Below are 20,713 nucleotides of genomic sequence, written 5' to 3' on the forward strand. Positions count from 1 at the left end.
TTGTCAGTGTCGGAGTCGGATCACACATGCGGCTCGGGGCGGGGACTCGCCCGCTCGCCTCCGGGGCGCTCGGGCGGGTCACGGAACGACCACACCGGCGGCACAGCCGCGCGGATAGGCTGACGCCATGAGCAGCCCGAACCCGACGCCCCTGGACCTGACTCTCGACGGCGGCACGCTGACCGCCCGGCTCGTCGACTTCCCCTCGGTGAGCGGCGACGAGCAGGCGCTCGCCGACGCCGTGGAGGCCGCCCTGCGCGGCTACCCGCACCTCACCGTGGACCGGTACGGCAACAACGTGGTCGCCCGCACCACCCTCGGCCGCGGCGAGCGCGTCGTCCTGGCCGGCCACCTGGACACCGTGCCGATCGCCGACAACCTGCCCTCGTACGTCGAAGGGGACCTGCTCTACGGCTGCGGCACCTCGGACATGAAGTCCGGCGTGGCCGTCGCGCTGCGCCTGGCCGCCACCCTGACCGAGCCCAACCGCGACCTCACCTACGTGTTCTACGACTGCGAGGAGGTGGAGGCCCACCGCAACGGCCTCGGCCATCTCGCCAAGGACCGCCCGGAGTGGCTGGCCGCCGACTTCGCGGTGCTGATGGAGCCAAGCGGCGCCGTGGTCGAGGGCGGCTGCCAGGGCACCCTGCGGGCGCAGATCCGGCTCTCCGGCGTGCGTGCCCACGCGGCCCGCAGCTGGCTCGGCGACAACGCCATCCACCACGCCGCCGAGGTGCTCACCCGGCTCGCGCAGTACCAGCCGCGCCGGGTGGAGATCGACGGCCTGGAGTACCGCGAGGGTCTCAACGCGGTGCGGATCGACGGCGGCGTGGCCGGCAACGTGATCCCGGACGAGTGCGTCATCACGATCAACTTCCGCTACGCGCCGGACCGCAGCGAGGCCGAGGCGGAGAAGCACGTGCGCGAGGTCTTCGACGGCTTCGAGCTGACCGTGACCGACTTCGCCGCGGGTGCGCTGCCCGGCCTCTCCCAGCCCGCCGCCCGGGCCTTCCTGGCGGCCACCGGCGGCCAGGCCCGGGCCAAGTTCGGCTGGACCGACGTCGCCCGGTTCAGCGCGCTCGGCGTCCCGGCGGTCAACTACGGCCCCGGCGACCCGAACTTCGCGCACAAGCGGGACGAGCACTGCTCGCTGAGCGCCATCGCCGAGACCGAGGACCGGCTGCGCGCTTGGCTGACCAGCTGAGCCGGGGCCGTTCGGCCACGGTCCGACCAGCTGCCGAACGCCATCTTCCGGTTGCCCAACCGACCTTTCCCCGTTGCCTGAAAACGGGGGAGGGTCGGCGTAGGGTTTCGTCATGACAGGCACAGGAGACGACAAGCACTACGGACACGGCCCCGAGCAGGTCGGCGTGCCGCGGAAGAAGAAGGCCTGGCCCGAGAAGCAGAAGGGCCCGGTGCTGGTGCGCCGGGACCAGGTCGGCACGAGCACCACGGACCAGCGCCTGCTGGACACCACCGGCCCCACCGACTGGCTGCACACCGACCCCTGGCGGGTGCTGCGGATCACCTCCGAGTTCGTCGAGGGCTTCGGCGCCCTCGCCGAACTCCCGCCCGCGATCAGCGTCTTCGGCTCGGCCCGGACCCCGGCCGACTCGCCCGAGTACGAGGCCGGGGTGGCCATCGGCCGGGCCCTCGCCGAGGCCGGCTACGCGGTGATCACCGGCGGCGGCCCGGGCGCGATGGAGGCCGCCAACCGCGGCGCCTCCGAGGCCGGCGGGCTGAGCGTCGGGCTCGGCATCGAGCTGCCCTTCGAGCAGGGCCTCAACGAGTTCGTCGACCTCGGGCTGAACTTCCGTTACTTCTTCGTCCGCAAGACGATGTTCGTGAAGTACGCCCAGGGCTTCGTGGTCCTACCCGGCGGGCTCGGCACACTGGACGAGCTGTTCGAGGCGCTGACCCTGGTGCAGACGAAGAAGGTCACCCGCTTCCCGGTGATCCTCTACGGCAGCGCCTACTGGGGCGGCCTCTACGAGTGGCTGAAGACCACCCTGGTCGCGCAGGGCAAGGCGGCCCCGCGCGACCTTGAGCTGTTCCACATCACCGACGAGATCGACGAGGTCATGAAGATCCTCGCCGACGCCCGCCGACCCGCCGACGAGATCTAGCGGGAGCGAGCCGAAGGGGCGCGCCGGTGCCGAAAGCGAGGAGCGACAAGCGAGGCACGAGCGCCGGAGCGACGAGCGTCGGCACCGGGTCCCGAGCGCTCCGGAGGCGAGCCGAGCGCCGTCAAGGGGCCCTAGGCCAGCCCCCGGCGGGCGACCGCCGGGGGGCGGGTGCCCCGGATCGAGGCGACCATGTCCAGCACCTGGCGGGTCTCCGCGACCTGGTGCACCCGGTAGACCTGCGCGCCCAGCCAGGCCGAGACCGCCGTGGTGGCCAGGGTGCCGAGCAGCCGCTCGTTCACCGGCCGGTCCAGGGTCTCGCCGACGAAGTCCTTGTTGGAGAGCGAGACCAGCACCGGGAAGCCGGTCGCGGTCATCTCCGGCAGCCGCCGGGTGGCCTCCAGCGAGTGCCGGGTGTTCTTGCCGAAGTCGTGCCCCGGGTCGATGATCACCGCGTCCCGGCGGACGCCCAGCCCCACCGCCCGCTCGGCCAGCCCGACGGTCACCCGCAGGATGTCCGCCATCACGTCCTCGTACCCGGTCCGGTGCGGTCGGGTGCGCGGCTCGGCGCCGCCCGCGTGGGTGCACACCAGCCCGACGTCGTACCGGGCGGCCACCTCGGCGAGCTTCGGGTCCACCCCGCCCCAGGCGTCGTTCAGCAGGTCCGCGCCGACCTCGCAGACCGCCTCGCCGACCTCGTGCCGCCAGGTGTCCACGCTGATCACGGCGTCGGGGTGGCGCTTGCGCAGCTCGGCCACGAAGGGGACGGTGCGCCGCAGCTCCTCCTCGACCGTGACCTCGTCGCCGGGGCCGGCCTTCACCCCGCCGATGTCCAGGATCGCCGCGCCCTCGGCCATCGCGCGGTCGGCGGCGGCGAACGCGGCCTCGTCGGCGAAGGTCGCGCCCTTGTCGAAGAACGAGTCCGGCGTCCGGTTCACGATCGCCATGATCACCAGCTCGTCCTCAGCGAATTCGCGCGGTCCCAGGCGCAGTGCCACCGATGTCTCCTCCACAGCTCCTGCGGGTGCGATGATGGCCCCCGGCCTCACTAGGGACCATGCTGTCATGATCAGTCTGGTTCCCTGGCACTTGATCGGGGACCGGCCGGGAGTTCGGGAGGACAGCTCGTGTTCTGGGTGATCGTGGTCGCCATGGCCGTGGTGGTCGGCGGCGCCGCGCTGGTGGCGCTGGGCGGGGGCGGCTCGATGCCGGAGGCGGTGCCGGACCGCATCGCCGCGCGGCTGCCGCAGGACCGACCGCTGAGCAAGACGGACGTGGACGACCTGCGCCTGCCGATGGCCGTGCGCGGCTACCGGATGGACGAGGTGGACGACGTCCTGGACCGCCTCGGCGCCGAACTCGCCTACCGCGACTCGCGGATCGCCGAGCTGGAGGCCGCCGCCCACCTGCGCGGCGCGGTCGAGGCCACCACCGCCCCGGACCCGGCCGCCGAACCGCTGCCGGGCCTGGAGGAGTTCGCCAAGGTGGTCCAGCCCGCCGTCGCGCTCACCAAGCAGCCGGCCCCCGAGGACGCCGAGCCGGGGAAGCAGCAGTGACAGAGGTCGTCGAAGGCGCGGTGCTCGGCGCGGACGGCCTGCGCCGCTGCGGCTGGGGCGAGTCGACGGACGACTACCGCCTCTACCACGACACCGAGTGGGGCCGCCCGGTGCACGGCGACGACGCCCTGTTCGAGCGGGTCTGCCTGGAGGCCTTCCAGTCCGGCCTGTCCTGGCTGACCATCCTGCGCCGCCGCGAGGGGTTCCGGGCCGCGTTCGCCGGCTTCCGGATCGCCGAGGTCGCCGAGTTCGGCGGGGCGGACGAGGAGCGGCTGCTCGCCGACACCGGCATCATCCGCAACCGGGCCAAGATCAAGGCGGCGATCGCCAACGCCAGGGTCGCCCGCGACCTGGACGGCGGCCTGGACGCGCTGATCTGGCAGTTCGCCGCCGACCCGGGCCGGCCGGCCCCCCGCACGCCGGCGGAGGTGCCGGCCGTCACGCCCGAGTCGGCGGCGCTGGCGAAGACGCTGAAGAAGGCGGGCTTCCGCTTCGTCGGCCCGACCACCGCCTACGCCCTGATGCAGGCCTGCGGTCTGGTCGACGACCACCTGGCGGACTGCCACGTCCGCACCGGCGGGAGGAAGCGGGGCTGAGCCTCAGCGCCCGACGTACTTCGGCTTCTCCTTGGCGATGAAGGCGCGCACCGCGATCCGGTGGTCCTCGCTCTCGCCGGCCAGGGTCTGCAGTTCGTCCTCCTTGTCGAGCAGTTCGTCCAGCGAGTGCGAAGCGCCGTACGCCAGCGACTCCTTGATGGCGCCGTAGGCCACGGTCGGGCCCTCGGCCAGCTCGCGGGCGAAGACCCGCGCGGTGGCGGCGAGTTCCTCGGCCGGCACGACCTTGGTGGCCAGGCCCAGCTCCATCGCCTCGGCGGCCTTGACCGTCCGGGGCAGCATCAGCAGCTCGGTGGCCTTGGCGTGCCCGACCAGCCGGGGCAGCGTCCAGGACGCCCCCGAGTCGGCGGTCAGGCCGATCCCGGCGAAGGCGGTGTTGAAGCCGGCCCGGTCGGAGATGATGCGGAAGTCGCAGGCGAAGGCGAGCGAGGCGCCCGCACCGGCCGCCACCCCGCCGACCGCGGCGACGGTCGGCTTGCGCATGCCGGCCAGGGCCCGGGTCAGCGGGTTGTAGTGCTCGGCGACGGTCCGCAGCGCGCCCTCGCCGGTCTCCTCGAACCGCTTCAGCAGCGCCAGGTGCTCGTTCAGGTCCTGCCCGACGCAGAACGCCCGGTCGCCGGCCCCGGTCAGCAGCACCGCCCGCACCGCCGGATCCCCGGCCGTCTCGGTCACGGCGTCGCGCAGCGCCACCTTGGTGGCGACGTCCAGGGCGTTCATCGCCTCCGGGCGGTTGATGGTGATGACGGCCAGGCCGCCGTCCAGCTCGTACAGAACGGAATCGGACATGGGCGAGGGCTCCCTAAACGATCGTCGCGTCGGTGGTTGTGCCAGGATGCCGGAGCGCGGGCCGGGCTGGGGAGTGTGAGGTATCGCACCTTCCCGCGGTGCCGGTACCGCCGCCACGCCGGGGCTTATGACGCCAATTGCGGCGGTTGGAGTCGGTCCGGCCGATGTTGCACCGAGAGTGATGTTGGTCATCAGGCCGTGGCATGCGGGATAATGGCTTCCGATCAATGCGTTCGATACCGGCGGTGGACGGACTGCCGGTGCGTAGCTGAGCGGTTGCAGGAAGGGGAACGAGCATGGCGGCCATGAAGCCGCGGACGGGTGACGGCCCGCTCGAAGTCACCAAAGAGGGGCGGGGCATCATCATGCGCGTTCCGCTCGAAGGCGGCGGACGCCTCGTGGTGGAGCTCACGCCTGACGAGGCCGAAGCCCTGGGCGATGCCCTGATGAAGGTCACCGGCTGACCGCAGCGGGTGCTCGCCGTCTCCTGGAGACGTACTGCCGGGCCCGGGTACGACGTCACGTCGGCCCGGGCCCGCGCGGTCTCCGGGGCGGACGGGCCCTATCGCTTGACGGCGCAGAGCAGCCCGTCCGAGACCGGCAGCAGCGCGGGCAGCAGCGCCTCGCTCTCCCGCACGTCCCGGACCAGGTCCCGCACCGCGCCGGTCTGCGGGTCCTGCAGCTCCGGCTCGGCGAGCCGGCCCTCCTGGAAGACCCCCTCGAAGCAGACCATCCCGCCCGGCCGCAGCAGCCGCAGCGCCTCCAGCAGGTACTCCCGGGACTCGGCCGGATCGCCGTCGCAGAACACCAGGTCGTACTGGCCGTCGGCGAGCCGGGGCAGCACCTCCAGCGCCCGGCCCGGTATGAACCGCGAGCGGTTGGCCGCGAACCCGGCCGCCTGGTACGCCTCGCGGGCCAGCTGCTGGCGCACCGGCTCGGAGTCCACCGTGGTGAGCACGCCGTCCGGCCGCATCCCGCGCAGCAGGTAGACGCCTGACACACCTGTGCCGGTGCCGATCTCGGCCACCGCCTTGGCGTCCAGGGCGGCGGCCAGCAGCCGCAGGCACGCCCCGCCGCTCGGCCCGATGGCCCGTATCCCGGTCCGTGCGGACTGCGCCCGGGCGTAGGTCAGCACCGCGTCCTCGCCCACGTAGGTGTCGGCGAGGGCCGCGCGCGCGGGCCCGAACTCGCTGATGGCTGCCTCTTTCGGAGCCCCGGGTGGCGGCCCGGTGCCGGGGGATGTCGATATTTCCTGCCACAGATTACTGGCCGGGCGGGAACCGCGTACGGCGGCGGGCCGTTGTCACTGAGGACCGGGTACGGGAGACCTCCCGGGCACTTTTATCCGGGCTTGACGGGTGAGGTGGATATGGTGGTGGCCCTGCTGGGCAGAAGAGCCGACCGAGGAGGTGTGGCCGAGGGCGACGTCCCCGTGCGGCGGCACTCCCGCGGCACCGCGTCGGCCCGTACGCCGAAGCCCGTGATGAACCAGCCTGCGCACTCCGACCTGGACCAGCCCGCCGCCGCGACGCCGGCCGCCGGCACCACCGAGGCTCCCGCCCTCGCGACCTTCGCCGAGGGCCCCGACGCGCAGAGCTGGACTCCGCCCACCTGGGAGGAGATCGTCGAGGCGCACAGCGCCCGCGTCTACCGCCTCGCCTACCGTCTGACGGGCAACCAGCACGACGCCGAGGACCTCACCCAGGAGGTCTTCGTCCGGGTGTTCCGTTCGCTGTCCACCTACACCCCCGGCACGTTCGAGGGCTGGCTGCACCGGATCACCACCAACCTGTTCCTGGACATGGTCCGCCGCCGCCAGCGCATCCGCTTCGACGCGCTCGGCGAGGACGCGGCCGAGCGGCTCGCCTCCCGCGAGCCCAGCCCGGCCCAGCACTTCAGCGACACCCACTTCGACGCCGACGTGCAGCACGCCCTGGACACCCTCGCCCCGGAGTTCCGCGCCGCCGTGGTGCTCTGCGACATCGAGGGCCTGTCCTACGAGGAGATCGCCGCCACGCTGGACGTCAAGCTCGGCACCGTCCGCAGCCGCATCCACCGCGGCCGCTCGCACCTGCGCGCCGCGCTCAAGCACCGTGCCCCCGGCCAGGCCCCCGGCCGTGAGCGCCGCGGCGGCTCGGAGGAGCCGGTGCCGGTCGGCGCCGTCGCCGCGGAGCCCGCGGCTGCACCGGGCGGGCGCGGACGGAGGCGATCGTGAGCGGAGCCAGCCGGTCCGGTCCGGAACGGTCGGAGGCGTCCGACCGGCCCCAGACCCGGCGGAGCTGGGCGCTGGGCCGCCGGGGCGGTGACGACCCCGGTGATCCGCTGCCGACCGCCGTCCCGCTGCCGGGCGACACGGAGCTGCGTGCCGTGCCCGTACGCCCCGTAGAGCCCGCCGTCGAGGAACACCACCTCGGTGAGCGCCTGTCCGGATTCCTGGACGGCGAACTCGGCCACGACTCGCGCGAGCGGGTCCAGGCCCACCTGGCCACCTGCCCCCAGTGCCTGGCCGAGGCCGACGAGGGCCGCGCCGTGAAGCACCTGCTGACCCGCACCGACACCCCCGGCCCCTCCTCCTCGCTGATGGCCCGGCTGATGGCCGTCGGCAACCTGCCCGACGACGGCCCGGCGGACGGCGGCTGGCCGGGCCAGGGCGGCCGCCGTGACGACGACGACCTGCCCGGCGGCGGGGTCGGCGCCACCGGCACGCTCGGCGGCAGCCGGCTCACCGGCGGCTCCTTCGGCCGCGGCGCCGGCGCCTCCTTCGGCGCGGGCGCGCTCGGCGCCGACACCCCGGTGCCCGGGGTCGACCCGCGCGCCTTCGGCCGCGGCTCGGTGCTGCGGCCGCTGATGGGCCGGCGCACCGGCCGTCCGGAATCCGCCGTCGGCCCCGCCCGGCCGCTGCCGGCCGCGGCCGCCGTCCGTGCCTCCGCGCGCGGCCGCCGCCTGGTCTTCGCGGCCGCGGGCGCCTTCTCGGTCGCCGCGGTGACGCTCGGCGGCGTCGGCGGCCTCGCCCAGGGCGAGGACCAGCACGGCACCACGGTCAGCCCGATCGGCGGCGGCACCACCGGCCGCGGCGGCCTGGTCCCGATGACCGCGCAGGTCCCGGTGGACTTCCCGGCCCGCCCGGTCGCCGCCACCCGTGAGGCGAGCCCCTCCTCCTCGCCGGAGCGCTACCCGGGCGGCATCGCGGCCCTGCGCCAGCAGATCCGCTAGCGGACACCCTGCCTTCGGGCTCGGCCGCCGGCTGGTCTTTACCACGGCTTCATCGCAGCGTGGACCAGGGACCCGCCGGTGGCCATTACTCTGGAGGAACCGTCGTCCGGCGAGCTAGGGAGCAAAGGTGTTCAGCGACGTAGGCGGGCTGGAGATCCTGACCCTGATCGTGATGGCGATCATCATCTTCGGCCCTGACAAGCTGCCGAAGCTGATCCAGGACACCATGGGCTTCATCCGCAAGGTCCGCTCCTTCGCCGACAACGCGAAGGAGGACATCCGCAGCGAGCTGGGCCCCGAGTTCAAGGACTTCGAGTTCGAGGACCTCAACCCCAAGACCTTCGTCCGCAAGCAGCTCATGGGCGGCGAGGAGGACCCGCTGGGCCTCAAGGACATGAAGGACTCGCTCGACATCCGCTCCGTCCTGGACGACAAGCCCGCGGCACCGGTGAACGGCCGGGCGGGCAACGTGAGTTTCGACAAGGCCGCCCCGGCGCCCGCCTCCGCCGGCGCCCCGCTGCAGCCCGGCGAGCGGCCCCCGTTCGACCCCGACGCGACCTGATCGCGCCTGCGCGCACCCCGCGGGAACGCGACGCCACCGCCCCGCCCGGCCGTCCGGCTGAGCGGGGCAGCGGCATCCTCGCCGCTATTGTGCTGATTGTTCCCGCTGAGCCGTCCGTCACATCCGCGCTTGCGCGGACCAGGAACGGCCCCCGGGAACGCCGAGGTGCGCCACCATGGGAGCGCGCCACGGCAGGCATACGTGCGTTTGAGGAGGCCCGGGGATGGACGCGACGAGTCAGGCGGGAGGGGCGACGGCCACGGCCGGCGGCCCGGTGGTCGGCGGGCAGGCGGGCCCGGCGGATCCGCTGGTGCCCTACCTGTCCGCGGACTTCCCCTGGTACGGCCTGGACGACGGCTGGACCGGCCGCCGCTACCTGATGCAGGCCGGCGCCAGCGGCCCCCGCGGCGGGGCGGCCGGCAGCGTCGACTACGGCACCCTCGGCCACGGCGACGAGCCCGCCAAGCAGCACGAGCCGCGCGACATGCGCAAGTTCGCGGTCGTGGTCACCGTGGCCCGCCGCGACAGCCGCCGCAGCGCCGACAACACCGGCACCCTGGAGGCGACCTCCGCTTCCTCCGCCGCCTGGCTGGCCGGCTCCGGCCTGCTCGCCGCGACCTGGCCCGGCCAGCTCGACCGCGCGCTGCGCCAGGACTGGCTGGACCAGCAGAGCACCCTGGCGTGGGACCTCGCCGACGACCTGGCCGGCCCCGGCTGGTCCACCCTCAGCCTGCCGGTCAACGGCCTGCCGCAGCCCTTCCGCTACCGCGAGTCCGAGTACGGCTGGGTGCTCGCGGGCGAGGCCCCCGGCGTCCTCCTCGGCGCCTTCGGCCGCGGCGTCAGCGCCTACGGCGTCGGCTTCGCCACCGTCCCCGACCTGGGCGGCTACACCCGGCCCCTCGCGGTAACTTTCGCCCGCTCGTCTCCGGGGCGCTCGGACCCGGTGCCGACGGTCGGCGCTCCGGCGCTCGTGCCTCGCTGGTCGCTTCTCCCTTTCGGCACCGGCGCGCCCCTCCGGCTCGGGGCGACTACTCGCCCGCTCGTCTCCGGGGCGCTCGGGGCGGGTCACCGACCCCGTCAGAACTTGTTCTTGGGCGTCAGCCCGAGCGACATGCCCGACAGGCCGCGCTGGCGGCCGCCGAGCTTGCCGGCCACGGCACGCAGGGCGGCGCCGGCCGGGGAGTCGGGGGCGGCGAGCACGACCGGGCGGCCGTCGTCGCCGCCCTCGCGCAGCCGCACGTCGATCGGGATCGAGCCGAGCACCGGGACGGTCGCGCCGACGGTGCGGGTGAGCGCGTCCGCGACGGTCTGGCCGCCGCCGGTGCCGAAGACGTCGATCATCTCGTCGCAGTGCGGGCACGGCATGCCGGACATGTTCTCGATCACGCCGACGATCTTCTGGTGGGTCTGCACCGCGATGGTGCCGGCCCGCTCGGCCACCTCGGCGGCGGCCATCTGCGGGGTGGTGACGATCAGGATCTCCGCGTTGGGGACCAGCTGGGCCACCGAGATCGCGATGTCGCCGGTGCCGGGCGGCAGGTCCAGCAGCAGCACGTCCAGGTCGCCCCACCACACGTCGGCGAGGAACTGCTGCAGCGCGCGGTGCAGCATCGGGCCGCGCCAGACCACCGGGGCGTTGCCCGGGGTGAACATCCCGATCGAGATGACCTTCACGCCGTTCGCCTGCGGCGGCATGATCATGTCCTGGACCTGGGTCGGCCGGCCTTCGACACCCAGCATGCGCGGCACGCTGTGGCCGTAGATGTCGGCGTCCACCACGGCGACCTTCAGGCCGTCCGCGGCCATCGCGGCGGCCAGGTTGACCGTCACGGAGGACTTGCCGACGCCGCCCTTGCCGGAGGCGACGGCGTAGACGCGGGTCAGCGTGCCCGGCTTGGCGAACGGGATCTCCCGCTCGGGGGCGCCGCCGCGCAGCAGCTGGGAGAGCTCCTTGCGCTGCTCGTCGCTCATCACGTCGAGCTCGACCTCGACGCCGGTGACGCCCGGCACCCTGCCGACCGCCTCGCGGACCCGGGTGACGATGGTGTCGCGCATCGGACAGCCGGAGACGGTCAGATAGACCGCGACGCGCACCGCGCCCGCCTCGCCGATCTCGACCGATTTCACCATGCCGATCTCGGTGATCGGGCGGTTGATCTCCGGGTCGTTGACGGTCGCCAGGGCCTCGCGTACGGACTCCTCCGTGACGCCGGCAGCGACCTCTGTCTCGTTGGCCATGCCTTGATGGTACGGCTCCGGGCGAACCGCTTAACCGGTCGGTAGCGTGCTGCCGGTCACAAGGTCCCGGAGGCGTCCCGGCGTTCGTCCATCTCCTTGAGCAGGGACTGGAGCTCGGACCGGACGAAGTCCCGGGTGGCGACCTCGCCGAGCCCGTGCCGCAGCGCGGCGACCTCGCGGGCCAGGTACTCGGTGTCGGCGATGTTGCGGTCGCTGCGGGCCCGGTCCTGCTCCATGTTGACCCGGTCCCGGTTGTCCTGGCGGTTCTGCGCCAGCAGGATCAGCGGCGCCGCGTAGGAGGCCTGCAGCGACAGCGCCAGGGTCAGGAAGATGAACGGGTACTCGTCGAAGCGCACGGTGGTCGGCAGCAGGCTGTTCCACCCTATCCAGATGACGACCACCACCGTCATCCAGACGATGAACCGCCCGGTGCCGAGGAAGCGGGCGATCCGCTCCGACAGCACGCCGAAGGCCTCGGGGTCGTAGGACGGCAGCGAGATCAGGCCGGGCCGGGCGGTGCGCGGCTGGTCGAGCCGGGTGCGGCTGGAACCGGTGATCGGGGCGGTCTCCAGCCGGCCGCCGCCCTCGCGGGTGCGCAGCTCGCGCAGCTGGCGCAACTGCCGCAGTTCGCCCTGCAGGCGCCGGCGCGCGGAGTCGTCCGGCCGTCCGTTGCGGTCACCGTCCATCGGCCGTCTCCTCGCTCTCGTCGTCGCGGGTGTGCAGCGCGGCGTCGCGCCAGTCCTCGGGCAGCAGGTGGTCGAGCACGTCGTCGACGGTCACCGCGCCCAGCAGGTGGTCCGCCTCGTCCACGACCGGCGCGGACACCAGGTTGTAGGTCGCCAGGTAGCTGGTGACCAGCGACAGCGGAGTGTCCGGCGGCAGCGGGTCCAGGTCGTCGTCGACCAGCGAGCCGACCAGGACGTACGGGGGCTCGCGCAGCAGCCGCTGGAAGTGCACGGTGCCCAGGTAGCGGCCGGTCGGGGTCTCGTTCGGCGGGCGGCAGACGAAGATCTGGGCGGCCAGTGCGGGCTTGTGGTCGCTGATCCGGATCCGCGCCAGCGCCTCGGCGACCGTCGCGTCCGGCTCCAGCACGATCGGCTCGGTGGTCATCAGACCACCGGCGGTGTCCTCCTCGTACGACAGCAGGCGGCGCACCGGCGCGGCCTCGTCCGGCTCCATCAGCTGGAGCAGTCGCTCGGCCTCGTCGCCGGGCAGCTCGGACAGCAGGTCGGCGGCGTCGTCCGGGTCCATCGCCTCCAGGACGTCGGCGGCGCGCTCGTCCTTCAGCTTGCCGATGATCTCGACCTGGTCGTCCTCGGGCAGCTCCTCCATGACGTCCGCGAGCCGCTCGTCCGGCAGCGCGGCGGCCACCTCGGCGCGGCGCTTGGCGGACAGGTGGTGCATCACGCTGGCCAGGTCGGCCGGGCGCAGCTGTTCGAAGGTGGCGAGCAGGTTGGCCGCGCCCTGGTCCTGCTCGGGCTGCGAGAAGCCGGTGACGTCCTGCCAGTCCAGGGTGAGCCGCTCGCCCTTGCCCTTGCGCAGCCGGCCGGCCCGGCCGACCTGGACGAAGACCTTGCTGATCTCCCACTCGCGCAGGCGGCTCTGCACCATGCCGATGTCCAGCACGGTGACGTCCTCACCGGTCTTGGACCAGGTGACGGTACGGTCCAGCAGCTCGGCGAGCACCAGCGTCTCGGCCGGGCGCTGCTCGAAACGCCGCAGGTTGATCAGGCCGGTGGTGAGCACCTGGCCGGACTCCAGGCTCGTCACCCTGGTCATCGGCAGGAAGATCCGGCGTCGGCCGACGACCTCGACCACCAGGCCGAGCACCCGCGGCGGGCGGCCACCGAGCCGCAGCGAGACCACCACGTCCCGGACCCGCCCGACCTGGTCGCCGTTCGGGTCGAAGACCGCGATGGCGGAGAGATGGGAGATGAAGACCCGGGTTCCTGGCCCTGCCATGAACTCCCTCTGATCGCTCGACGCCTCGGCAAGGGTGCGCCGAGCACACCCGCGGCCCAAGGCTACCCGCGTGCCCGGGGCCGGGCCCGCTGTGGCACGGTAGCGGCCGCAGGAGTCGTGGACGCCAACTCCGCCTTACGGTCGGGCGGCCCTCAGCGGCGCTTGAACAGCAGCTTGGGCAGTCCGGCCGGGATCGGGCGGCGGGTGGTGGCCGGGGTGGGCATCGGCCGGGCCGCGTGCGAGTCGTCCGGCATCGCGCCCGGGCGCTCGCTGAGCGCGCCGGCCGGCTCCAGCCGCAGCACCCGGCACTCCCGGGCCCAGCGCTCGGCGATGGCGTCGGTGTCGGGCGCGTTCAGCCGCTTGCCCTTGAGCTCCTCCACGGCGCCCCGCCAGGCCTCGCCGTCCGGCGCGAGCTCCACCACCCTGGCGCCCCAGCCGGTCAGCCGACCGCCCTTGTCCTTGCTGCGCACCGTGACCACGGCCCCGGCCCCGGCCTCCAGGCCGTGCAGCGGCTGCTCGCCGCCCCCGCCGACCACCACCACCGCGCCGTCGTGCCAGGCGTGCCAGAGCGGACGGGCCTGCTCCTGGCCGTCCGCGCGCACCCAGAGCAGGCCGGACTTCTTCGCGGCCTCCTCCAGCAGGGCCTGGTCGAGGAAGTCGTCGGCGGTCGCGGCGGCGGGCGTACGGTCCATGGCGGACAGCGTACGGCTTCGCCCCCGCCGCCGTCCCTTCCCGTCCACCAGACGTCTCAGCTCCTGCCCACCAGATGTCTCAGCCTCCGGGCGACAGTTCCATTGCGGCGACACGGGCCTTACCGTATGAGCGCCCGACCACCGTGACCAGCGAAGGAGCGCCGTGCCCGCCGCCCGGCCCGCGACCGCCCCTGCCACCCCCACCGCCGCCGACCCGCGGCCCGCGCACCCGCTCCCCACCCTCGACCTGCTGCTGCTCGCCGTCTCCATCGCCGGCATCTCGTTCTCCGGCCCGCTGATCAGCGCCACCGCCGCGCCCGCCCTGGCGATCGCCTTCTGGCGCAACGTCATGTCCGTCGGCGTCCTCGGCCCCTACGCGCTGCTGCGCCACCGCGCCGAACTGCGCGGCATCGGCCGACGGGCGCTGCTGCTCGCGATCGCCGCCGGCGCGCTGCTCGCCGTCCACTTCGCGCTCTGGATGCCCAGCCTGCGGATGACCTCGGTGGCCTCCGCCACCGCCCTGGTCACCACCACCCCGCTGTGGACCATCCTGCTGATGCGGCTGTTCGGCGTCCGCGCCCCCCGCATGGTCTGGCTCGGAACCGTCGTCGCCTTCGCCGGCGTGCTGGTGCTCACCGGCGTGGACCTCTCGCTCTCCCCGCGCGCCCTGCTCGGCGATGCCCTCGCCCTGGCCGCCGGACTCGCCGCGGCCGGGTACATGCTGCTCGGCGCCGAGGTCCGCAAGACCGTCAGCACCACCGGGTACACCCTGGTCTGCTACACCACCACGGCGGTCGGCCTGTTGGTGATCTGCCTGGCCGCCGGGACGCCGCTGTCCGGCTGGTCGGCCGGGGCCTGGTGGCAGATCGTGCTGCTGATGGTCGCCGCCCAGCTGCTCGGGCACTCGCTCAGCAACCGGGTGGTGCGCAACCTCGGCCCGTCGATCACCTCCACCGCGATTCTGCTGGAGACCCCGGGCGCCGCCCTGATCGCCGCCCTCTGGCTCGGCCAGTGGCCCCCGGCAGCCGCCTACCCGGCGGTCGTGCTGATCCTGCTCGGACTGGTCCTGGTCGCCCGCGGCGGACGCAGGTAGCGGGCTACAGCCAGCCGTTGCGGCGGAAGCCCCGGTACATCCCCACGCAGATCAGCGTGACCGCGCCGAGCACCGTCGGATAGCCGTACGGGTTGTGCAGCTCCGGCATGTAGTCGAAGTTCATCCCGTACACGCCGGTGATCATGGTGGGCACCGCGAAGATCGCCGCCCAGGCGGTGATCTTCCGCATGTCCTCGTTCTGCGCCACCGACACCTGCGCCAGGTTCGCCTGCAGCAGCGAGTTCAGCAGCTCGTCGAAACCGTGCACCTGCTCGGTCACCCGGGCCAGGTGGTCCGCGACGTCCCGGAAGTACTTCTGGATGTCCGGGTCCACCAGGCCCTGCGACGGCTCCGACAACTGCTGCATCGGACGCAGCAGCGGCGCCACCGCGCGCTTGAACTCCAGCACCTCGCGCTTGAGTTGGTAGACCCGGCCGACATCGGCGCTGCGCCCGCCCTTGGCCGAGAAGACGCCGTACTCGATCTCGTCCACGTCGTTCTGCAGCCGCTCGGCGACCAGCAGGTAGTTGTCCACCACGTGGTCGGCGATCGCGTGCAGCACCGCGGACGGCCCCTTGGTCAGCAGCCCGGACTCGTCCGCGTCCGCCTCCAGCCGGTGCCGCAGCTCCTGCAGTGAACCGTGGCCGCCGTGCCGGACGGTGATCACGAAGTCCCGCCCGGCGAACACCATCAGCTCGCCGGTCTCCACCACCTCGCTGGTGGGCGTGAGCTGGTCGTGCTCGACGTAGCGGATGGTCTTGAAGACGGCGAAGAGGACGTCGTCGTAGCGCTCCACCTTGGGCCGCTGGTGGGCGTGCACCGCGTCCTCCACCGCGAGCGGGTGCAGGCCGAAGCGCTGGGCGATGCCCTCGAACTCCGCCTCGGTCGGCTCGTGCAGCCCGATCCAGCTGAACGAGCCCGCGCTGTCCGGGAATTGGTGCGCCGCCTTGACCCGGCGGGCGGCCTCGCGCGGGCTGCAGGTCTCGCCGTTGCGCCGGCCGTGCTGGTAGACCGCGCAGTCCACGACCGCCGAGCCGCTGCCTTCCGGCACGGCGTCGTACGGACCGGAGACGCCCCGACGACGGTTGGTGCGGACGGCGGCGCGCAGGTTGTTGATCATCGACATGGCAGGCTCCCTGGGACAGGAGCCGTCGCACGGCGGCACGGAGAACGCGGGAAAGCAGGGCCGTGGTGCGACGGCGAGGAACACCGGTGAAGGGGATGGGGGTGCTCTCCCGGCCGGTCCGTCCGCCGTCGGCCCGCGCCCGGGGCCACTGCGGCTGGATCAGCCGCTACGGCCTGCGAGGCGAGGGATGCGGGGAAGTCGGGGCCGGGCAGAGCTGCCGGTACTGCATGGTCGGCCGGTATCCACCGCAACCACCTCCTTCGCGCCGCCGCCCCGGGACGAACGATCCCGGTGGCCAGTCGCTCACCCTAACATCTGACCGGGCATCGACGCCGAGGGGTTTCCCCGTCGTTCACGGGCCCTTGACGGCCCCGCCCCGCCCGCCGCCCGCCCGCCGCCCCCGCGTTGCCCGTGCGACCCGGCGGGTTACGCTCACCGGCATGGCCCATGACTTCCCGTCCTTCGGCGACCCCCACGGCGGCAGCTCCCCGGAGCTCACCCGGGAGGCGGTGCTGGCCGCCGTCGAGGCCCGGCTGATCTCCACCTTCGGCGAGCCGAGCGGCCGCGCCGCCGTCACCTTCCTCGGCGCCGACCGGATCGAGGTGCTGCGCTTCGGCCCGGACGCCGACGGCCTGGTCCGCTACAGCACGCTCGGGATGGCCGCCGCGCCGATGGCCGACCCGACCGCGCTGGTCGCCGACCAGCTGCGCGGCCCCCGGGTCGAACTGGTGCTGACCGTGCGCGGCGGGCACGACAGCGTGCTGCGCAGCCTCGCCACCTTCGCCGCGACCCCGCAGGTCGAGGGCCTGGTGGTGGCCCCGGGCGGCTCGCTGGACCTCGGCGCCCCGCTGTGGGACGGTGCCCCCTTCACCTCGGTGCTGGCCGCCGAGCCGGGCGGCCTGGTCGAGGACCTCGAACTGGCCGAACCCGCCGAGCCGGTGCGCTTCCTGCCGCTGCTGCCGATGACGCCCAACGAGGCGGGCTGGAAGCGGGTGCACGGTGCGGCCGCGCTCCAGGAGCGCTGGCTGGACCAGGGCACCGACCTGAGGGACCCGGACCGGCGAGGCGTCCGGCTGGACTGACGGCCGCTCAGACGGGGCGTAGGGGTGTACGGGGCGTGCTGGCTGCAGTGCGCGCCCGTGCCGCGCCCCCGTACGCCGGAGCGCGGCCGGGGAGTGCCGGCCGGGGAGCGCGGCCGGGGAGTATCGGCCGCTCGTACGGTTACCCGTGCGGCTGCTCGTGCGGCCGATCGGCTCGGCGTGGCGCGCCGGACCGGCTCAGCGCTCGATCGGCTTGGCCCCGGTCGCCTGCGCCAGCAGCGCCTCGTACACCGCCGGGTCGGTGGTGTGCTCGCCGAGCCGGACGGTCTTGCGGCTGCCGTGGTAGTCGCTGGAGCCGGTGACCAGCAGGCCCAGCTCGCCCGCCAGGCCGCGCAGCCGCTGCCGGGTCTCCTCGTCGTGGTCGGTGTGGTCGACCTCCAGCGCGGCCAGCCCGGCTGCGGCGAGGTCGGCGATCACCTGGTCCGAGACCGTCCGGCCGCGCTTGACCGCGCCGGGGTGCGCGAAGACCGGCACCCCGCCGGCGGCCCGGACCAGCCGGACCGCCTCCACCGGGTCGGTCTCGTGCTTGCGCACGTCCGCCCGGCCGCCGTTGGCCAGCCAGGCCGGGGTGAAGGCGTCCGAGACGGTGGCCACCACGCCCGCCTCGACCAGCGCGCTGGCGATGTGCGGCCGCCCGACCGAGCCGGCCCCGGCGATCCGCTGCACCTGCTCCCAGCTGATGTCCGCGCCGAGCTCGCGGCAGCGCTCGACGATCGCCCGCCCGCGCCGGAACCGGTCGGTGCGCACCAGCTCCCGCTCGCGCGCGAACTCCGGCTCCTCCGGGTCGAACAGGTACGCCAGCAGGTGCATGCTGATGTCGCCCACCACGCAGGACAGTTCGGCGCCCGGGACGACGGTCAGCCGGGTGCCGTCCGGCAGCGCGCGCACCGCCCCGGCGGCCTCGGCGTGGCCGGCGACGGTGTCGTGGTCGGTGAGCGCCACCACGTCGAGGCCGGCGGCGACCGCCGCGGCGACCAGCTCGGCCGGGCTGTCGGTGCCGTCGGAGGCGTTGCTGTGGGCGTGCAGGTCGATGCGCACGGGGTGGACTCCTGGGGGCTCGTGGGTGCCGCCCAGGATAGGCCGTTCAGGCGTTCAGCCGAGCAGACGGGGGGAGAGGGCCCCGCAGGGCAGCAAGTCCAACTCGGCGCCGGCCTCACGCAGGTCGGTGAGCACCAGCTCGTCGTACATCACCAGGGCGGACTGCTCGGGCCAGGCGATCGCCCAGAGCCAGAGCCCGCGTGCCTCGCCGACGAACACCGCCCGGTCGGCCGGGGCGTCCGGGACGTGGAACATCGGGGTGGGGCGCCCTGCGGCCATCAGCTTGGCGTCGGCTGGCTTGTAGAGGCCGACCGAGTCGCCCGGGTCCGGCCCGGGCAGTCCGGCGTAGCGTGCGCCCAGCCCGACGCCCAGCTCCTCGGCGACCAGCACCAGCTCGCCGAAGCCGCCGAGCGGCGCCGGACCGGCGCAGGCTACGGCGGTGGCGCGGGCGCCCGAGACGTCGTCGCCGACGTGGCCGATGCCGGTGTAGAGCCAGCCGACCGGGAGCGGCCAGGGCAGCCAGACCGGGACCTGTGAGCGGACGACGGCCACGCCCAGGGCTTCCACGCTCGGGGGCAGCACGGGCTGCATCGGGTGCACGGCTCCGTGCCGGTCGCACTGCCAGGTGTCTGAGAACAGACCGGGGGCGCGGACCCGACCTGCGCACCTCGGGCAGCTAGGCTCGCCCCTCATAGCCGACAACGCTCCTCCCTCCGGACCGCCGCGTCAAGGACGATCACCCGTACGGAGGGCTCGGCGGCACCTGTCGGTGGCGGACTCCCGGCCGGCGCGGGGTGGGCGCGGCGCAGGCGGTTCCCGTTGGGGGATGTCCCGTCGCGGACGGCGGCAAACGTCGCGCGGGTCAGGCCCGGACGCACTGACGCCCCGTCATCGGCGAATGCGGTGACGGGGCGTCAGTCTGGTATCGGAACGTCCGGATCGGACGCGCCCGGCTCGTCGGCGGCGGGTGAGGGCTCCCGGTCGGAGCCGCCGCGCCTGGTCAGACGGTCGGGCACGGGCGGATGAGCAGGCGCTCGCCGGTGCGGGCGGCGGCCTCGACGTACTCGCGGACGGTCTCGGCGTCGGCGATCAGGCGGTCGGTGGCGGAACCGTCGGTGTCGTCCAGTCGGAGGATCTCGAAGCGCATGGGCTTGGTCATGGGCGTCTCCTTTCCTGGCCCCGCGGGGCGGGGCGGTCGGGGCTGAGTCGGTATCAGCCCTTTCGGGGTCTTGCGGATCCGGCGGTACGGCCGGACCGATCGCGTCGTACGTGCGGCGGTCTGCTGCGGCAAGGGCTCCCCCTGCTTGCCTGGTGCGTCCAATGCCTCGTGCAACCACGGTGTCGTGGCGGTGCTACTGGGCCGTTGCCCGTCCGTAACGGCCAGGTTTCGCCTGATCGGCAACCGCGTGCGGGCCGGCGATGATTCCCGGACAGAATCAAAGATTACCGTAACTAACGAATTTTGTCCTGCGTTGAGGACGGTCGGGCTTCCAAAAGTGGTTCAGACCACTCCGGTGAGGGGGGTCGGGCGGGGCTCGGCGCAGGCCGCGGCCGCAGCCGCGGCTCAGGCCCAGAACGCCGCCAGCGCCTCGGCCGTGACGGCCGGCTGCTCGGCGTTGGGGGAGTGGCCCGCGTCCGCGACGACCACCCGGCGGGCGCCCAGCCGCTCCGCCATCCGGGACTGCTCCGGCACCGGCCAGGCGTAGTCCTGCACCCCGGACAGCACCAGCACCGGCAGCGCCCCGGCGGCCACCGCGGCCAACTCGTCCACCTGGTCCGGCGCGGCCACCAGGTACCCGCCGATCGCGGCCAGCGCCTGCGGCACGTTCGCCACCCAGCGGCGGTGCAGGAACTCCGTGACATCCGGCTCCAGGACGGGCTTGGGCGTGTCGCTGCTCTCGTCCATCTGCCGCATGACCTGCCAGATCTCCTCCAGGGTCAGCACCGGCAGGGCGTCCAGCAGCAGCTTGGTCCGAGCCGCCTCGGCCGGGTCGATGGCCCCCGGCCCGGTGGCCATCAGGGTCAGCGAACGCCAGGGCAGCGGCCCCGCCGCGGCGGCCGCGAGCACGGCCTCCCGCACCACCTGGCCGCCGAAGGAGTGCCCCAGCAGGTGCACCGGCCCGTCCTCGGCCGCCAGTACCTCCGTCAGCGCCCGCACGTCCGCGCCCAGCGCCGAGAGCTCGTACGCGGTCGCCTCGTCCGGCCCGCCGGTCTCGTACTGCCCCCGCTGGTCCACGGCCGTCACCCGGTACCCGGCCGCCGCCAGCGGCTCCAGCAGCCCGATGAAGTCCTCCTTGCTGCCCGTGAACCCCGGCACCAGCAGGGCCGACCCCCGCACAGGCCCGTCCGGCTCCGCCCGCAACGCCGCGAACTCCCCGCGCGCGGTCACCACGCGCTCCGCCCGGGCGCAACCGGGCAGGGTCAGGAACGGCGGAGTACTCATGGGCAGCTTCCCTCCCGCGACAGGCCGACTCCCTGAGCTTAGGGGGTCGTGACACCCACTCCCACCAGCCCGGACGCCGACGGCGCGCCGTCAGCGTCCAGGCTGGTGGGAGTGGGGACGCCCGAGGGGGCGGGCGGGGGCGTGACGGATCCGCCCACCCCCTCGGG

22 protein-coding genes are annotated in these 20,713 nt (G+C 73.7%); 10 read left to right on the forward strand and 12 right to left on the reverse strand.

Annotated features, from left to right (window positions below; all coding sequences use genetic code 11):
• The first annotated feature begins 127 nt into the window (after window positions 1–127).
• The gene (dapE, locus tag ACFQ87_RS39100) at window positions 128–1,204 is read left to right on the forward strand and encodes a succinyl-diaminopimelate desuccinylase (protein WP_380615711.1); all 1,077 of its coding nucleotides are present in this window, start codon (window positions 128–130) and stop codon (window positions 1,202–1,204) included.
• Between the two features lie 112 nt (window positions 1,205–1,316).
• Complete coding sequence (locus ACFQ87_RS39105) at window positions 1,317–2,126, forward strand: TIGR00730 family Rossman fold protein (RefSeq protein WP_380615712.1); 810 nt, start codon at window positions 1,317–1,319, stop codon at window positions 2,124–2,126.
• 131 nt (window positions 2,127–2,257) lie between these two features.
• Here the strand turns inward: ACFQ87_RS39105 and folP are convergent, their stop codons facing one another.
• Window positions 2,258–3,070: a dihydropteroate synthase gene (gene folP, locus ACFQ87_RS39110; RefSeq protein ID WP_380615728.1), complete on the reverse strand. Its 813-nt coding sequence runs from the start codon at window positions 3,068–3,070 to the stop codon at window positions 2,258–2,260.
• Window positions 3,071–3,250: 180 nt separating this feature from the next.
• Between folP and ACFQ87_RS39115 the strand changes: the two genes are divergently transcribed.
• Together ACFQ87_RS39115 and ACFQ87_RS39120 are read left to right on the forward strand one after the other, a co-directional pair.
• Window positions 3,251–3,679, forward strand: a complete 429-nt coding sequence (locus ACFQ87_RS39115; RefSeq protein ID WP_380615713.1) for a DivIVA domain-containing protein — start codon at window positions 3,251–3,253, stop codon at window positions 3,677–3,679.
• Entirely contained in the window at window positions 3,676–4,275 is a 600-nt protein-coding gene (locus tag ACFQ87_RS39120) for a DNA-3-methyladenine glycosylase I (RefSeq protein ID WP_380615714.1), read from the forward strand. The genes ACFQ87_RS39115 and ACFQ87_RS39120 overlap by 4 nt, the downstream gene beginning before the upstream one ends.
• A gap of 3 nt (window positions 4,276–4,278) precedes the next feature.
• Here the strand turns inward: ACFQ87_RS39120 and ACFQ87_RS39125 are convergent, their stop codons facing one another.
• Window positions 4,279–5,079, reverse strand: coding sequence for an enoyl-CoA hydratase-related protein (locus ACFQ87_RS39125; RefSeq protein ID WP_380615715.1), 801 nt, complete (start codon window positions 5,077–5,079; stop codon window positions 4,279–4,281).
• Between the two features lie 296 nt (window positions 5,080–5,375).
• Between ACFQ87_RS39125 and ACFQ87_RS39130 the strand changes: the two genes are divergently transcribed.
• The gene (locus tag ACFQ87_RS39130; RefSeq protein ID WP_270144370.1) at window positions 5,376–5,543 is read left to right on the forward strand and encodes a DUF3117 domain-containing protein; all 168 of its coding nucleotides are present in this window, start codon (window positions 5,376–5,378) and stop codon (window positions 5,541–5,543) included.
• 98 nt (window positions 5,544–5,641) lie between these two features.
• On the opposite strand, the gene ACFQ87_RS39135 is transcribed toward ACFQ87_RS39130, so the two are convergent.
• Window positions 5,642–6,274, reverse strand: a complete 633-nt coding sequence (locus ACFQ87_RS39135) for an O-methyltransferase (protein WP_380615729.1) — start codon at window positions 6,272–6,274, stop codon at window positions 5,642–5,644.
• Window positions 6,275–6,562: 288 nt separating this feature from the next.
• On the opposite strand from ACFQ87_RS39135, the gene sigE reads away from it, so the two are divergent.
• From sigE to ACFQ87_RS39150, 3 genes are all read left to right on the forward strand, one after another.
• Window positions 6,563–7,294 carry an RNA polymerase sigma factor SigE gene (gene sigE, locus ACFQ87_RS39140; RefSeq protein ID WP_380615730.1) on the forward strand — a complete coding sequence of 244 codons (732 nt, stop codon included), beginning with the start codon at window positions 6,563–6,565 and terminating at the stop codon, window positions 7,292–7,294.
• Window positions 7,291–8,292 carry a zf-HC2 domain-containing protein gene (locus ACFQ87_RS39145; protein WP_380615716.1) on the forward strand — a complete coding sequence of 334 codons (1,002 nt, stop codon included), beginning with the start codon at window positions 7,291–7,293 and terminating at the stop codon, window positions 8,290–8,292. Before sigE ends, ACFQ87_RS39145 begins: the two co-directional genes overlap by 4 nt.
• Window positions 8,293–8,419: 127 nt before the next feature.
• A complete protein-coding gene (locus tag ACFQ87_RS39150; protein WP_380615717.1) occupies window positions 8,420–8,854 on the forward strand; it encodes a sec-independent translocase in 435 nt (144 codons plus the stop codon).
• A gap of 1,077 nt (window positions 8,855–9,931) precedes the next feature.
• Here the strand turns inward: ACFQ87_RS39150 and ACFQ87_RS39155 are convergent.
• The 4 genes from ACFQ87_RS39155 to ACFQ87_RS39170 all read right to left on the reverse strand — a co-directional run bounded on the left by ACFQ87_RS39155 (window position 9,932) and on the right by ACFQ87_RS39170 (window position 13,746).
• Window positions 9,932–11,092: an Mrp/NBP35 family ATP-binding protein gene (locus tag ACFQ87_RS39155; protein ID WP_380615718.1), complete on the reverse strand. Its 1,161-nt coding sequence runs from the start codon at window positions 11,090–11,092 to the stop codon at window positions 9,932–9,934.
• Window positions 11,093–11,148: 56 nt separating this feature from the next.
• Window positions 11,149–11,778, reverse strand: a complete 630-nt coding sequence (locus ACFQ87_RS39160; RefSeq protein WP_380615719.1) for a DUF1003 domain-containing protein — start codon at window positions 11,776–11,778, stop codon at window positions 11,149–11,151.
• Entirely contained in the window at window positions 11,768–13,054 is a 1,287-nt protein-coding gene (locus tag ACFQ87_RS39165) for a magnesium transporter MgtE N-terminal domain-containing protein (RefSeq protein WP_380615720.1), read from the reverse strand. Before ACFQ87_RS39165 ends, ACFQ87_RS39160 begins: the two co-directional genes overlap by 11 nt.
• Before the next feature lie 152 nt (window positions 13,055–13,206).
• Window positions 13,207–13,746 (reverse strand): hypothetical protein, encoded by a 540-nt coding sequence (locus ACFQ87_RS39170; RefSeq protein ID WP_380615721.1) that lies wholly within the window; start codon window positions 13,744–13,746, stop codon window positions 13,207–13,209.
• 163 nt (window positions 13,747–13,909) lie between these two features.
• Between ACFQ87_RS39170 and ACFQ87_RS39175 the strand changes: the two genes are divergently transcribed.
• Window positions 13,910–14,839, forward strand: a complete 930-nt coding sequence (locus ACFQ87_RS39175) for a DMT family transporter (protein WP_380615722.1) — start codon at window positions 13,910–13,912, stop codon at window positions 14,837–14,839.
• A gap of 4 nt (window positions 14,840–14,843) precedes the next feature.
• On the opposite strand, the gene corA is transcribed toward ACFQ87_RS39175, so the two are convergent.
• Window positions 14,844–15,965: a magnesium/cobalt transporter CorA gene (corA, locus tag ACFQ87_RS39180; RefSeq protein WP_380615723.1), complete on the reverse strand. Its 1,122-nt coding sequence runs from the start codon at window positions 15,963–15,965 to the stop codon at window positions 14,844–14,846.
• A 440-nt stretch (window positions 15,966–16,405) separates the two neighbouring features.
• Between corA and ACFQ87_RS39185 the strand changes: the two genes are divergently transcribed.
• On the forward strand, window positions 16,406–17,047 hold the full coding sequence (locus ACFQ87_RS39185; protein ID WP_380615724.1) for a suppressor of fused domain protein: 642 nt from the start codon (window positions 16,406–16,408) through the stop codon (window positions 17,045–17,047).
• A 195-nt stretch (window positions 17,048–17,242) separates the two neighbouring features.
• On the opposite strand, the gene ACFQ87_RS39190 is transcribed toward ACFQ87_RS39185, so the two are convergent.
• The 4 genes from ACFQ87_RS39190 to ACFQ87_RS39205 form a co-directional block, all read right to left on the reverse strand.
• Window positions 17,243–18,103 carry a PHP domain-containing protein gene (locus ACFQ87_RS39190; protein ID WP_380615725.1) on the reverse strand — a complete coding sequence of 287 codons (861 nt, stop codon included), beginning with the start codon at window positions 18,101–18,103 and terminating at the stop codon, window positions 17,243–17,245.
• A 54-nt stretch (window positions 18,104–18,157) separates the two neighbouring features.
• Window positions 18,158–18,796: a DUF6758 family protein gene (locus ACFQ87_RS39195; protein ID WP_380615726.1), complete on the reverse strand. Its 639-nt coding sequence runs from the start codon at window positions 18,794–18,796 to the stop codon at window positions 18,158–18,160.
• Between the two features lie 307 nt (window positions 18,797–19,103).
• Window positions 19,104–19,262 carry a hypothetical protein gene (locus ACFQ87_RS39200; RefSeq protein ID WP_380615731.1) on the reverse strand — a complete coding sequence of 53 codons (159 nt, stop codon included), beginning with the start codon at window positions 19,260–19,262 and terminating at the stop codon, window positions 19,104–19,106.
• Window positions 19,263–19,667: 405 nt separating this feature from the next.
• Window positions 19,668–20,546 carry an alpha/beta fold hydrolase gene (locus tag ACFQ87_RS39205; RefSeq protein ID WP_380615727.1) on the reverse strand — a complete coding sequence of 293 codons (879 nt, stop codon included), beginning with the start codon at window positions 20,544–20,546 and terminating at the stop codon, window positions 19,668–19,670.
• Window positions 20,547–20,713: the final 167 nt, after the last annotated feature.

The sequence above is a fragment of the Kitasatospora sp. NPDC056531 genome (genome assembly GCF_042794375.1).
Taxonomy (GTDB): domain Bacteria; phylum Actinomycetota; class Actinomycetes; order Streptomycetales; family Streptomycetaceae; genus Kitasatospora.